The following is an 11,663-nucleotide window of genomic DNA, read 5'->3' on the forward strand; positions in this document are numbered from 1 at the left end:
TATAAGGCTGAGATAATTTAAATCATATAGTTTTAAGTGGACAGTAAGTGAGTGTTTTACAAATATAAGCTATAAGAAAGCAAAAAATATAAAAAAGCTTATATTTGAACCCGCTGATCATCAAAAAAGTCACAAGTTTTACTGGCTTAAACTTCAACCACAACAAAATATTTTTTAACTGCTTCAAGCACTTCAAATGTACCGATAAATGAAGGTGGGATAATTCCTGCTTCACCAGCTTTAATTTCTACAAATGATGATGTGTTTTTATCATGCAAACGTACAGAACCTTCAATCACCTGAAAAAATTCTTGTTTATTGTCTGCAAATTGAATATCCCATGCACCGACTTCGCATTGCCAAATACCACAATTCATATTGGGATGTTCATACAAATTTTGTGTGAGTCGTTTTGGATTTCCTTTAACCAATCGTTCAGCACGAGGATAATCGATAGTGGTTTCACTGTGCGTTAAACCATGACCTACCAACCAAATTAAAGACATTGTAAAACCCTATCGTAAAATAAAGCCTCAATAAAATGAGGCTTTGATATTTATATTGCTTACTGAATGATCAGTCTTAATGTGCTTCAGGCACGGCAGATAAAAACTCACGACGTGCTTCTTTATCTGTTTTAAAATCACCGACAAATGACACGGTACGTGTGGTCGATTCTTGTTTGCTGACACCACGCATCATCATACACATGTGCGCTGAATCAATGACCACGGCAACACCACGTGCTTGAGTAACTTCAGCCACTGCATCTGCAATTTGCTTGGTCAACTGTTCTTGAATCTGTAAACGGCGAGCAAACATTTCTGTGATACGAGCAAATTTAGACAGTCCTAAAACATTGCCAGAAGGGAGATAGGCAATATGTACACGACCATGAAAAGGCAATAAATGATGCTCACATAACGAATAAAATTCGATATTCTTTACCAAGACCATTTCATCATTATCAGAAGGGAAGACCGCATTATTGGTCACTTCTTCCAGCGTTTTGCTATAGCCAGACGTCAAGTACGAAAAAGCTTTAGCCGCACGCATAGGCGTATCTTTCAGACCAGGACGGTCTAAGTCCTCGCCAACGGCAGTTAAAATATTCGCGTAGGATTGCTGCATAGACATAAAACGTGTTCACTTATACGGTTTGAACAAGGACGGCATTGTATCAGAAAAATGAATAATATTTTCTAATTACAAGATAAACCGACACTTAAGAGAGTTTTGATCATTTAAAACAAATGATCATGGATTTCCATTTGATTTTGGATTTCTTTCAGCACGTTTCAGTAAAACCAAAACTGCGCCTGTGCCACCTTGTTTTTCAGGAGCACTGACAAAAGCTAAAACATCACGATGTTGACGAAGCCAGCCGTTCACATAAGTTTTGAGTATGGCTTCTGGACCTTTGCCATGGACAATTTTAATGACATTTTGGTTTTCATCTTTTGCCATTTGAATGATTTGCAATACAGCAGAGCGTGCTTCTTCAACAGTACAACCATGTAAATCAACAGCTTCAAACCAGCGTAGATTACCAGCTTTTAAGTCTTCAAAAACTTTATGTTGTAGTGTTGCGATGCGATAGCTTAAAGCCGCCTGACTTGCAACAGGATTTAAAATCGCTTGAGTATCTGACAATTCTGCATCATTAATTTCAAATGCACCTTCAGCCGCCGCGCGTTTGGCAAGGGTTTTTGCATCTGGTTTTTTGCGCAAATCACTACGCTCGATTTTGGCAATATTGCCGTTATCGAGTTTGGTTACACCGCCGAGTGCGGTTTTAAACAAATCAGCATCATCTAACTCTTCAGGTGCTGTTACTTGTGCATTCTTACTTTCAGGTTGCACTGCAACTTTTGAAGAATGCGGAGGAGTGATTTGTTTTTTGAATTGTTTTAATAAATCAAGCTGTGATTTAGAGAATGTGGAATCAGATTTACTCATAATTGCAAAAAACAGTAAATGGACGGTATTAGGCGCTCAGTATAGTCTGAATCTTGTCAAATTTGAACTGAATTGAATTCACACAGTTATATCTGCGTTGATCGTGACTTGAATGTTGGGAGTTGAAAAATTTATAGGGGTGATTGGGGAAATATGAAAACAGGGTGAGCGAACTCACCCTTTGACTTTTAATTACACTGTTTCAGGCAGACCAAACAACGCATTAAATGCATGATCAGGGCGTGGTTGCTTCATAAAGCTTTCACCCACAAGGAACGAATGAATATCGTGTTCTTGCATCATGCGCACATCATCTGGTGTTGCAATACCACTTTCAGTGATCAGTAAACGTGATGGTGGAAGTAACTTCTTCAAACGCAATGAGGTACTTAAATCGACATCAAAGGTTTTTAAATTACGGTTATTCACACCCAGTAAACAACGCTCTGAAAGTTGCAATGCACGTTCCAGTTCAGCTTCATCATGAACTTCAACCAAAACATCAAGGTTCTGCTCAAATGCGGTCTTTGACATTTCTTCAAGTTGTTGATCTGACAAACAAGCCACAATCAATAAAATACAGTCGGCATGTAAAGCACGCGCTTCGATAACGCCGTAAGGATTAATCAAAAAATCTTTACGTAGCGCAGGTAATTCACAGTGACTACGGGCGATCTGAATATTTTCATCAGCGCCTTGAAAGAAATCTAAATCTGTTAAAACAGATAAGCAGGCTGCACCGGCTTGCTGGTATTGTTGAGCAATTTCAGCAGGGTTAAAATTTTCACGAATGACCCCTTTTGATGGTGAGGCTTTCTTAATTTCAGCAATCACACCTGGGCGTTTACTGTATAAAGATTTTGCAAAACCACGCACAGGTGTTGCAGCTTGGGCAAGCGCCTCAACATCGTTTAAACTACGTTGTTTTAAACGTTGAGCAAATTCTTCGTATTTACGATCAACAATTTTACCCAACATTGTATTGGCAATATCCACCATGATAACGTCCTCTAATCCTTAAGCTTCATACTCTTTGAGTGTTTTGGTAAATTCAGACAAAATGCCCATTTTTTCTAAAGCTTGCCCACCATAGATAATATCATGTGCTAAAGCGACACCTTGTTTATAACTCTTGGTCAGACCTGAAACATAGATACCAGCACCTGCATTTAATGCCAGCATACTGGCTGCTTTTTCACCTTTTGCTGATTTCTTCTTACCGAGCGCGTCTTTGATTAATGCTAAGCTCTCAGCAGCACTATCAACAGAAAGACCAGTTAAGGTTTGAGATTCAATATCTACATCTTCTGGCTGAATCATCCATTCCGTGATTTCACCATTTTTTAATTCAGCAACATAAGTCGAGGAAGCCAAACTGATTTCATCTAAGCCATCTTTAGAATGAACCACCATGACGTGTTCAGCCCCCAGTTGTTTTAAAACTTCGGCCAGTGGACGACACAATTCTGTTGAAAATACACCAATCACATAGCGACGTACCCCAGCCGGATTCGTAAGCGGGCCAAGGAGATTAAAAATACTACGGAAGCCCAATTCTTTACGTGGGCCAGCCGCATATTTCATCGCTTTATGATGGTTTGGGGCAAATAAGAAACCAACCCCCATTTCACGGATGCATCGTTCTGTCTGGTGCATATTTAGATCAAGGTTAATCCCGGCCTGTTCTAAAAGATCAGACGAGCCTGATTTAGAAGAAACACCACGATTTCCATGTTTTGCAATAGTTGCACCTGCTGCCGCAATAACAAATGAAGAGGCAGTAGAGACGTTAAATAGGTTTTGTCCATCACCACCCGTGCCAACAATATCAATTAAATGCGGGATATCCCCCACATCAATTTTAATTGCAAACTCACGCATTACACGTGCGGCAGCGGTGATTTCGTCAATACTTTCACCTTTTAAACGAAGTCCCATCATAAATGCACCAATTTGGGCATCTGTGGCTTCACCACGCATAATGGTACGCATCACTTCCTCCATTTGAGGTTGAGTGAGTTCGATATTTTTAGTGATGTTATTTAAAGCTTGTTGAATATTCATTATCTTGTACTACGCATATTAAGCATAAATTTCTAAAAAGTTTTTAAAGATCTGATGACCATGTTGACTCAGAATGGATTCTGGATGGAACTGCACGCCTTCAATTGGCAATGTCTTATGTTTGACACCCATGATTTCTTCGATAGAACCATCTGCTTCATTGGTCCAGCAAGTGACTTCCAGACACTCAGGCACACTGGCTTGATCAATCACGAGTGAATGATAACGTGTTGCTGAAAATGGAGAAGGCAAGTTGCTGAAGATCCCTTGGTCACTATGATACATGTCAGATAAACGACCATGCATCACCGTTTTGGCACGCACAATTTCGCCGCCAAAAGCCTGACCAATCGCTTGGTGACCTAGGCACACACCGAGTGTTGGAATTTTTCCTGCAAAATGCTGAATTGCAGGGATAGAAATTCCTGCTTCAGAGGGTGAGCAAGGACCAGGACCGATCACTAAGTACTTTGGTTGCCATCGTTCGATATCCTCTAAGGTCACGGCATCATTGCGAACAACTTTAACGTCTTGGTTTAACTCGCCAAAATATTGGACAATGTTATACGTAAAGCTATCGTAATTATCGATCATTAGAAGCATATCAAACTTAACCTTTTGAAATATATCGCTTAATGTGTAGACTGGGTGTGAAGTTACTCACAATGTTACTCACTTTGCTAAGTGTCTATTTAAACAACAGCTTTTACAAAAAAAGCCGCTATCTAAGCGGCTACTTTAGCAGATTTTTTACATTTTGTGGCTACAGCTTCATTAACATAGCTATTTAGCCAAAAACTTAGCACACCATCCTTTTGTGGAGGGGTTAGGACGCCATTATTTATTCGATCCCAAAGGGTGGGTTCTGAATAGCCCATTCGTTGCGCAAACTCCTTCACGCTTACTCTGCGTTCATCCTTAATCGATAAAGATCGCTTTAATTCTTGCATCTCATTGAATATGGCTTGAAGCAGGTCATTGTCTCTTTCTGATTTCATTCAACCTTCCTCCTTTTCTTCTTTAATTTCCTCAAGCTGATAATATGAAGTACAAGCACAGCGCGGGCAGACCAGATCCGTAACTCCATATCCAAATTTTTTACTCGGCACTGATGTTCGCTCACTATGAAGATGTTTATTTCTGCATCTGCAGCATTTAACTAAATAATCAGTCATGACTTTGCTCCTGTGCTTCAATCATTGCTTGCTTGGCTTCATCATAGGTTTTAAAGATTTTAAATTTTCTAGATGTTCCATAGGTGGTTTCAATTTCACACCAAACACCATAAAACTTCTCTTTGGTTAACTCGGCTTGGGTGTATTTGTTCACAACCATTACTTCGCCTTCATCTAAACCATCACCAAGGTTGTCTAGATCTGCCTCATAGGTGCAAAAGTTCTCAGGCTCACTGTCATCTTGGTAAAAAGTGGAGATGTTTTCGGTCGGCACCAAAACAAACCCTTCAGGGGTGGCTTGGGATTTGACCTCTTGTAATTCCTTCCACAACTCATGCATTTCTTCAGGGTAAACATCACGACGACCAGATGCAGACATCGGGCTTACAATAAACTCGCTCTGCATACGATCTACAGCCGATGCCGCACGACAATAACCCCAGTTAAGTTTACGCTGAATGTTTGAAACACTACCGCTCAAACTTTTTCTGACTACTGCTACTGCTTTTTGGTAATCTTCTTCTTTAATATCCATCACAACCACCACGCCATTTGCCAAAGTTGAAAGTAAAGTTTTAGGAGGGTCATGCTGCGAGCTCCTTTTTATTAAGCTGAATAAAGGCGCTATCAATTACCCGGTTAAAAGCAATAACTGAGTTTTCAACACCTTGAATATCCAAATCTTTCGCATAAATACGCTTAATGAAAAGCTGCAAATGCTCAGGAAGTCGTGGATCGTAACTCACAAAATCACACCACTCGCGACGAGTGCAGGCCAATTGCCAAGTGATTTGTGGGATGTGTTCTTCTGGAACTTCTTGCATCAAAATCGTATTTAAATGCGTTGTGGTAGAAGGGCACTTAATCTCAAGTTGCCCATTTTTCCCAACCAATCCATCTGGACTGGCGCCACTCATTTTGATAGCAGGGTGATCTATTAAACCAACATCAGTGACAAATGATCCTGTTTCATTCTCATAAGCAATTACAGCAAATTGCTCTTGATCAATACCCCATTGCATCGGACCAGTGGTTTTGGTTTCTTCCTGAACACCTGTAAGGCGCTCAGAAAGAATAGTTAATGCTAAAGCGTTGTAGCACTTGCCTTTAGATGGTTTTGCGCCCATGTCTTTGATGCGTGATGCGGTAATTTTTCCGCATCGTTGAGCGTGCCAATCATCATTCCGCTGCAGAGTGTTCATAAACTTCCCCTTGTGGTTGATCGGCTTTTTGTGCAGCAGCCTTTAAAGATTCTTTATGCATGGTCCAGAAGTGTGAGCGACATTTACCTTTTGGTAATTCTGCATAACCAGTCTCAAGAGCTTCCATTCCTTCAAATGCCAATTCACGCATATTGTTTAAATGTGCTTCTTCAAACTCTTGATAACCATCGGGAATCAAATCGCCCGTTTCACCCTGAACAGTGCGAACTGTGCCACCATCTTGAATTCGTTCTGCTTCGTCCTGGTCATAAATTCCAACAAAGCCAAAGGCTAAACGTGCACATTGAATAGTCGCTTTGTGTCGTAAAAAACGAGAAGGGTGTGACTGCCATGGGCCAACCACATCGCCATATTTTCCTTTAAATGGTGGGCGATAGCATTCAGCCAAATATTCACGCACTACAGTTGGTCGCTCACGATCTTTTCGGTAAATAATGCAATCCACCCATTCAGGTGCAGCAACCTTTGCACCTTCCATGGTGACCATATTTTCAGAGTATTTAAATTCCAAGCCATCAAAATTAGGGCTACTATTTACGATGCGCGACCAGCCATCAACACCAACAACAGGGATTATCCCTTTATTTTTATCAGGGAAAGCATATATTTCTTTGGTCCACGGATTAAGCTTATATTGGCCTGCAACGATCAACAAAGAAGCCATTTGAGCGTCTGAAATTTCTTTATCACCATTATTAAAAGCAGTAGCAATTAATGTATTTTTTAATTCAACTGGATCAACATTACCAAGGCCTAAAAGATCTGCCATTTGAGTGATTTGAGCCGTTACAATCGTGCTGTGTTGTATAGGTGCATTCATCTTCTAATCCTTAATCTGTATAAGCTATAAACGAAAAGCGGTTTTCAGTAATCCACTCAAAGCGACCACCAAAAGTCCCATCAATTTCTTTTCTTAATTGTGTTCGATCCATTCCACGCGGATAGGCACCAATTTTTTTCATTGAGCTGTTCGAGTGTGATTCTGTTCTGTATTCAACTTTGTCAAATTCAACAGATCGATCATTTAACTGACTTAGGAATTCTTCACGTTTTTTCTTGAGTTCCTTATACCAATCAGATGGTTCTACTGGTGATTGTTGCGCTGGCTCAATTTCAGCTCTTGATTTCCAATCACACGTATCACACTGAACTTCACAATGGCAGTAGCTACAAGGTGCGCTGATGTGACAGCTACAACCTTGAGCATCGGTATCTTTAACAATGGTTCCTTGGCAACCATTACGACCACATGTGTCTTCTTCGCAAACTCCGTAATCACTCATGATTGCACCTGCTTTAATTCATTTACTTTTTCTTCTTCAAAATGCGCCTTAAGCATTTCGTTAAGTGCGTAAACTTGACTATTTGTCAATGCAAATTGAAGTCCATGAGCTGCCAAAATATCATCATAATCTTCAACAATAGGGCGGTGCCAGGTAGCCACTTCAAGCAAGTCATAATCCACATCAACATCGTTTTGTGGATCACTTGTATTGTTCCAAGCAAGCGAACTTCTTGTTTGATTTGCTTCAACAACAGCGGAAACATAACAATCACTGTAGTTTGGTACAATCAGCGAGAAGTAGACTTTTGAGTCTTGAATAACAAACTCATCAGCAACTACAAGATTTTGAAACGTAGGTGCTTCAGGAGCGTAATTAGAAAGCATATTCATTGTTGTGGCTCCTTAAACGCTAGAAATCTGGCAGTTATTTGGAAGTTGAGCTTGTAGCCGCTCAGGTACGTTCCCGATACACCAAAGATTATTTGTTGTTAATTCCTTGGATTGATATTGGATTTTAAGAAGTCGACCACCATGACCAAGCGATTTACCTTGAGTGTTTTCAACAAAACCGCCATCAACGTAAGCAACATTATTAAAAACATATACTTGTTGATCTTTACGAATAAAATGAAAACAAGAATTACACATTGATTCAGTTTTATTTGTGAACCAAGGATCATCAAATTCAATCTGGCAATTAGAGCAAATTTTCACAACTCACCCCCTTACCAAAGCGATATAGAACATCGCACCGATCAAAAAGATGATGATTGAGCCAAGGAGTAAGCTTTGAGCCTTATCCCATAAGCGACGATTCGAAATCTGTTCGATCGTCAGTAGACGTTGTGGTTTTTTGTGTGACATAATATTCTCACTCTTTGAGTAAAAGCACATTAGATTTAGCGGTCGGTGTGCTTTTTTGTTTTTGATGAGATTTATATTAACTATGGTTAATTTATTAGTCAAGAGAAAAGTTAACAATGGTTAACCTTTTTATTAATTGTAGTTTATGCTTTAATAGACAAAAGAAAACCCACACTGGGTGGGTTGGTTGGAGGTTGTTAGTATTACTTGTTGCTTAAAACTTTTGCTTTGGACTCTCTAGCATCCTTGCGATCTTTTAAGCTTTTTTCCAACATTGATATCTCTTTAAGATCACACCAAGCTAAGTAAAAGCTATAAATAGATGTAAATCCTACAGCTAGTATCAATGCCAACAAGTGCTTATCTGACAATAAGTTCAAAGTGCTTAAAACAAACATCACAAAAACAATCAGTACAAAAAGAATTGCCACATAAAGAGATGACTTACTTCTTATATCAACATTTGAGGTTAAACGATCTCTTTCTGATTGGTTTAAACCATCAAGTTTCAATGCATCCAACATCCCCTTATAAGCAAGATATATTTGGCTAAGAGGGAGTAGTAAAACAAATGAAAATTGAGTCAAACTCACATCAATATTTATGGTTAAAAAACTAAAAATTAGAGATAAAATTAAAAAAAGAGCTACTAGCACCAAGGCAATAAACCTAGGATTGTTGTAAAACTTTGAGTAGCGCTTGCTCATAGCTAATCACCAAAATTAATATTGGTTGTCATCCAATTATACAGCTGAACTTTAAGCCCGTCGTTATAAACTTTATTATTGATTGTTTCAACAGAAATCTTTCCGCTCATTTTTAAGTTGTCAGCTGTCACCTTTGTCCCATCCTCAAGAGTGATAACATAGTCATCATTATGCCTCATTGAAGATGCAACAGTATCAATTACTTTCTGTCCACTTTTGGAAGTTTTTCGATTATATGTAAGTGTAAGTTTTAATTTTAAATTTGCATCATCAAGGCTCTCTTCAAACTTCAAGCTGTCTAGATCCACACCGAAAGCTGTCTTTAAAACATCTATAACATTGTCTTCGATTTTATAATCAATTTTAGCTGGCACATTGGATTCAACATGATGTATTGGCTGTAGTTCAGTAGAACCAATCCCAGATGAGATAGAAATCGTTTTAGCAGGTGTAGATTCTAATTTTTCTTTAATTGCTGGGTTTGGTGCATCCTTTAAAATTAAGGCACTGTTATTAGGGAGTGCTTTTGCAGCTTCGCCCAAAAGCCAGCCCAAATATGATTCCAAAGTTCTAGCAGTTAGTGATCTTGATTGAATAATCGCAACATGATTATCAATAACACCGAAATACAAAACACTGTCTATAAACTCTTTTCTCTTAATCTCCTCCTGAGAATCACTTTCATCATCAGGCAAATCTTCAGTAAGATAGGTCTTTATAGGGAATTCCGTGGCATTATCATTATCAATTTTCAAAACAGCTTGAGCCTTTCCTGACTCAATAATAATTAACTCTCCAAAAAACATTGATTGATGAGAGCTTGCATGGTTTATAAGTATAAAATCATCTTGTGTCGCAGACACAAATTGCTGCCGATTTTTAGCTTTACTATAAAATGAATCCACTTCTAAAAGTTGCGCCTTTAATAACTGGCCCAAATTGGCACCCTTTAAAAAATCAACTTTTTTATAGTGTACAGTTTTTTCTTTAGTAGTTGTCTTGCTCATTACTTCCCCCTCCACCCGATCATTCTAAGGACTGCGTCGGGTTCGCAGTTTTATACTTCTCTGTTGTGCCGAACAACCACACCAATAATTGAAATATCTATTTGCAATGAATTTAGTGTTGGGAAGTCTGGGTTTAAAGGCACTAATTCAATAATATCAACACCAAATTCATTAACCCCAATTACTCTATACTTTTTAAAAGTTGTTCTTGCTACACCATGTTGAATTTCCTGAGCAATAACAAGTGAACCGGGTTTAGCTTCCAATGACCCATCAACAACCAATTCATCACCTGGCATAAAAGTTGGCGACATACTCAAGCCTTCAACTTTCAAGGAAAATACACATTCAGGTTTCGCGCCAATATATGTGGTCCATGAAGAGCCGATAGGATTTATTCCGTCGTAACCCACATCATGAAAGAGCCCTGCTTGCACATAATCCAATAACGGTATTTCTCTCAAAGGCGTGCTAATAAATGAGACATTACTTTCATGCTCAACAGAATTAACTTGTTTATTATCTCGTCCAAATAACAACCAATCATCAGTTACGCCTAAAAACTTTGCAATAACTTTTAAATTTTCAGCGGTGGGAACACTTACACCATCAAGCCACTTTTTAGCAGAAACAGGAGACTTCTTTGTAGCTCTTGCCAGATCAGCAGCTCTTAAATTTTTTTCTTCAAGCTTTTGTTTAATACGAGCATGTAAAGACATAAAAAATCCCCAAAAGATTAACTAATGTTAATACGAACTATTGAAACTATGGTTAACAAGTGTTAAATTTGGTTTATTAACCATAGTTAACTTGGTGTATCCGTGAAAATTAACGATTTAATGAATTACCACGATTGCAAGAATCGAAAAGAACTATCCCAAAAAATTGGATATTCAACTGTCACACTTTGGAAGTGGGAGAAATTTGGAATTCCTCTCACAACACAAGCTGTTTTGCAAATTAAAACAAATGGGAAGCTTAAAGCTGACCAACAAGCCTTAGTCGCTTAGGAACCACCATGAGCAAATTATTAATTGAGGAGAGTGCAAGCGCTAGCAATAACGCATCGCTCATTTTGAAAGCAATCAATTCGTGCAATCAGGGTGATGTAGCTAAACACCTAGGGGTGGATGCAAGCACTTTATCTAGAATGAAAAATGATAAGAAATCCAATAACTTGACTGATCTTGAATTTTTAGCAGGTCTATTGAGCGCCATTGGATTAAAGGTGGTGAATGCGAATGATGTTTATTGTTCACCTGAAATGGCAGAAGCAACAAGAGTGATGTTGGCTCATGCATTTACATCACCTGAGTACATGCGGATCTTATTTAAATAAAAACCGCTTCTACGGCAATAGAAACGGTCTGTAATTCATA

Annotated in this window: 19 protein-coding genes; 2 read left to right on the plus strand and 17 right to left on the minus strand. The window is 38.8% G+C overall.

Annotated features, from left to right (window positions below; translation table 11 throughout):
• Positions 1–146 precede the first annotated feature (146 nt).
• The 17 genes from PYV58_RS07315 to PYV58_RS07395 all read right to left on the minus strand — a co-directional run bounded on the left by PYV58_RS07315 (position 147) and on the right by PYV58_RS07395 (position 11,003).
• Positions 147–506 carry a cupin domain-containing protein gene (locus PYV58_RS07315; RefSeq protein WP_034611772.1) on the minus strand — a complete coding sequence of 120 codons (360 nt, stop codon included), beginning with the start codon at positions 504–506 and terminating at the stop codon, positions 147–149.
• 76 nt (positions 507–582) lie between these two features.
• Entirely contained in the window at positions 583–1,131 is a 549-nt protein-coding gene (gene folE / locus PYV58_RS07320) for a GTP cyclohydrolase I FolE (RefSeq protein ID WP_171064926.1), read from the minus strand.
• 126 nt (positions 1,132–1,257) lie between these two features.
• A complete protein-coding gene (locus tag PYV58_RS07325) occupies positions 1,258–1,959 on the minus strand; it encodes a Smr/MutS family protein (RefSeq protein WP_034611770.1) in 702 nt (233 codons plus the stop codon).
• 192 nt (positions 1,960–2,151) lie between these two features.
• Positions 2,152–2,958 carry an indole-3-glycerol phosphate synthase TrpC gene (gene trpC / locus PYV58_RS07330; RefSeq protein ID WP_034611768.1) on the minus strand — a complete coding sequence of 269 codons (807 nt, stop codon included), beginning with the start codon at positions 2,956–2,958 and terminating at the stop codon, positions 2,152–2,154.
• Between the two features lie 18 nt (positions 2,959–2,976).
• Positions 2,977–4,023 carry an anthranilate phosphoribosyltransferase gene (gene trpD / locus PYV58_RS07335; protein WP_004724601.1) on the minus strand — a complete coding sequence of 349 codons (1,047 nt, stop codon included), beginning with the start codon at positions 4,021–4,023 and terminating at the stop codon, positions 2,977–2,979.
• Between the two features lie 18 nt (positions 4,024–4,041).
• Complete coding sequence (locus PYV58_RS07340) at positions 4,042–4,626, minus strand: aminodeoxychorismate/anthranilate synthase component II (protein WP_004724599.1); 585 nt, start codon at positions 4,624–4,626, stop codon at positions 4,042–4,044.
• A gap of 122 nt (positions 4,627–4,748) precedes the next feature.
• Entirely contained in the window at positions 4,749–5,021 is a 273-nt protein-coding gene (locus PYV58_RS07345) for a hypothetical protein (protein ID WP_096735538.1), read from the minus strand.
• A 169-nt stretch (positions 5,022–5,190) separates the two neighbouring features.
• The gene (locus PYV58_RS07350) at positions 5,191–5,733 is read right to left on the minus strand and encodes a DNA translocase FtsK (RefSeq protein WP_275059738.1); all 543 of its coding nucleotides are present in this window, start codon (positions 5,731–5,733) and stop codon (positions 5,191–5,193) included.
• Positions 5,734–5,782: 49 nt separating this feature from the next.
• Complete coding sequence (locus tag PYV58_RS07355; RefSeq protein ID WP_275059739.1) at positions 5,783–6,400, minus strand: lambda exonuclease family protein; 618 nt, start codon at positions 6,398–6,400, stop codon at positions 5,783–5,785.
• On the minus strand, positions 6,378–7,190 hold the full coding sequence (gene bet / locus PYV58_RS07360) for a phage recombination protein Bet (protein ID WP_275059831.1): 813 nt from the start codon (positions 7,188–7,190) through the stop codon (positions 6,378–6,380). Before bet ends, PYV58_RS07355 begins: the two co-directional genes overlap by 23 nt.
• Before the next feature lie 61 nt (positions 7,191–7,251).
• Positions 7,252–7,704, minus strand: a complete 453-nt coding sequence (locus tag PYV58_RS07365; protein ID WP_275059740.1) for a hypothetical protein — start codon at positions 7,702–7,704, stop codon at positions 7,252–7,254.
• Entirely contained in the window at positions 7,701–8,096 is a 396-nt protein-coding gene (locus PYV58_RS07370; protein ID WP_275059741.1) for a hypothetical protein, read from the minus strand. The genes PYV58_RS07365 and PYV58_RS07370 overlap by 4 nt, the downstream gene beginning before the upstream one ends.
• Before the next feature lie 12 nt (positions 8,097–8,108).
• On the minus strand, positions 8,109–8,420 hold the full coding sequence (locus tag PYV58_RS07375; RefSeq protein WP_275059742.1) for a hypothetical protein: 312 nt from the start codon (positions 8,418–8,420) through the stop codon (positions 8,109–8,111).
• A 3-nt stretch (positions 8,421–8,423) separates the two neighbouring features.
• Positions 8,424–8,570, minus strand: coding sequence for a hypothetical protein (locus PYV58_RS07380; protein ID WP_004725032.1), 147 nt, complete (start codon positions 8,568–8,570; stop codon positions 8,424–8,426).
• Between the two features lie 203 nt (positions 8,571–8,773).
• Positions 8,774–9,277, minus strand: coding sequence for a hypothetical protein (locus PYV58_RS07385; RefSeq protein ID WP_275059743.1), 504 nt, complete (start codon positions 9,275–9,277; stop codon positions 8,774–8,776).
• A gap of 2 nt (positions 9,278–9,279) precedes the next feature.
• Positions 9,280–10,284: a hypothetical protein gene (locus tag PYV58_RS07390; RefSeq protein ID WP_275059744.1), complete on the minus strand. Its 1,005-nt coding sequence runs from the start codon at positions 10,282–10,284 to the stop codon at positions 9,280–9,282.
• Between the two features lie 50 nt (positions 10,285–10,334).
• On the minus strand, positions 10,335–11,003 hold the full coding sequence (locus PYV58_RS07395) for a LexA family transcriptional regulator (protein WP_275059745.1): 669 nt from the start codon (positions 11,001–11,003) through the stop codon (positions 10,335–10,337).
• Between the two features lie 102 nt (positions 11,004–11,105).
• On the opposite strand from PYV58_RS07395, the gene PYV58_RS07400 reads away from it, so the two are divergent.
• The gene (locus PYV58_RS07400) at positions 11,106–11,294 is read left to right on the plus strand and encodes a hypothetical protein (protein ID WP_275059746.1); all 189 of its coding nucleotides are present in this window, start codon (positions 11,106–11,108) and stop codon (positions 11,292–11,294) included.
• Positions 11,295–11,302: 8 nt separating this feature from the next.
• On the plus strand, positions 11,303–11,623 hold the full coding sequence (locus tag PYV58_RS07405) for a helix-turn-helix transcriptional regulator (protein ID WP_151752088.1): 321 nt from the start codon (positions 11,303–11,305) through the stop codon (positions 11,621–11,623).
• Positions 11,624–11,663 lie beyond the last annotated feature (40 nt).

Origin of the sequence: Acinetobacter sp. TAC-1, assembly GCF_029025845.1 — a bacterium.
GTDB lineage: Bacteria > Pseudomonadota > Gammaproteobacteria > Pseudomonadales > Moraxellaceae > Acinetobacter > Acinetobacter guillouiae.

Bases quoted from the DNA above. Each gene is read 5' to 3' on its own strand.
- PYV58_RS07315 (WP_034611772.1), bottom strand. From the start codon at position 506: ATGTCTTTAATTTGGTTGGTAGGTCATGGTTTAACGCACAGTGAAACC.
- folE (WP_171064926.1), bottom strand. From the start codon at position 1,131: ATGCAGCAATCCTACGCGAATATTTTAACTGCCGTTGGCGAGGACTTA.
- PYV58_RS07325 (WP_034611770.1), bottom strand. From the start codon at position 1,959: ATGAGTAAATCTGATTCCACATTCTCTAAATCACAGCTTGATTTATTA.
- trpC (WP_034611768.1), bottom strand. From the start codon at position 2,958: ATGGTGGATATTGCCAATACAATGTTGGGTAAAATTGTTGATCGTAAA.
- trpD (WP_004724601.1), bottom strand. From the start codon at position 4,023: ATGAATATTCAACAAGCTTTAAATAACATCACTAAAAATATCGAACTC.
- PYV58_RS07340 (WP_004724599.1), bottom strand. From the start codon at position 4,626: ATGCTTCTAATGATCGATAATTACGATAGCTTTACGTATAACATTGTC.
- PYV58_RS07345 (WP_096735538.1), bottom strand. From the start codon at position 5,021: ATGAAATCAGAAAGAGACAATGACCTGCTTCAAGCCATATTCAATGAG.
- PYV58_RS07350 (WP_275059738.1), bottom strand. From the start codon at position 5,733: ATGGATATTAAAGAAGAAGATTACCAAAAAGCAGTAGCAGTAGTCAGA.
- PYV58_RS07355 (WP_275059739.1), bottom strand. From the start codon at position 6,400: ATGAACACTCTGCAGCGGAATGATGATTGGCACGCTCAACGATGCGGA.
- bet (WP_275059831.1), bottom strand. From the start codon at position 7,190: ATGGCAGATCTTTTAGGCCTTGGTAATGTTGATCCAGTTGAATTAAAA.
- PYV58_RS07365 (WP_275059740.1), bottom strand. From the start codon at position 7,704: ATGAGTGATTACGGAGTTTGCGAAGAAGACACATGTGGTCGTAATGGT.
- PYV58_RS07370 (WP_275059741.1), bottom strand. From the start codon at position 8,096: ATGAATATGCTTTCTAATTACGCTCCTGAAGCACCTACGTTTCAAAAT.
- PYV58_RS07380 (WP_004725032.1), bottom strand. From the start codon at position 8,570: ATGTCACACAAAAAACCACAACGTCTACTGACGATCGAACAGATTTCG.
- PYV58_RS07385 (WP_275059743.1), bottom strand. From the start codon at position 9,277: ATGAGCAAGCGCTACTCAAAGTTTTACAACAATCCTAGGTTTATTGCC.
- PYV58_RS07390 (WP_275059744.1), bottom strand. From the start codon at position 10,284: ATGAGCAAGACAACTACTAAAGAAAAAACTGTACACTATAAAAAAGTT.
- PYV58_RS07395 (WP_275059745.1), bottom strand. From the start codon at position 11,003: ATGTCTTTACATGCTCGTATTAAACAAAAGCTTGAAGAAAAAAATTTA.
- PYV58_RS07405 (WP_151752088.1), top strand. From the start codon at position 11,303: ATGAGCAAATTATTAATTGAGGAGAGTGCAAGCGCTAGCAATAACGCA.